1 protein-coding gene is annotated in these 272 nt (G+C 48.5%); it reads left to right on the top strand.

All coding sequences use genetic code 11. The features are described from left to right. A partial coding sequence (locus AB4161_RS23140; protein WP_372084481.1) for a transposase occupies positions 1 to 272 on the top strand: 272 nt, incomplete at both ends.

The raw sequence follows: 272 nt of genomic DNA, 5'->3' as shown, positions 1-272 counted from the left end.
GTACCGTCAGTGAAATGGGAAGAGCTAAGGCAACTCGTCATGGACGAGTTCGCTATCTTTAAAGGACATCGGTATGCCACGGTCATTGTTGACGCTAAGACTCACCAAGTCATTTGGATAGGGTTAGGCCGTAGCCGCAAGGACATACGACCGTTCTTCGAGCTGTTAGGCAAGCATGGCAATAATATCGAAGCGGTCGCGATGGACATGAATACGGTTTTTGACCTTGAAGTTCAAGCGCACTGCCCGAACGCAAAAATCGTTTACGACTT

It is taken from the genome of Vibrio sp. 10N.286.51.E5 (genome assembly GCF_041469125.1).
GTDB classification, from domain to species: domain Bacteria; phylum Pseudomonadota; class Gammaproteobacteria; order Enterobacterales; family Vibrionaceae; genus Vibrio; species Vibrio crassostreae_C.
This window is presented reverse-complemented; position numbering and strand designations above follow the sequence as displayed.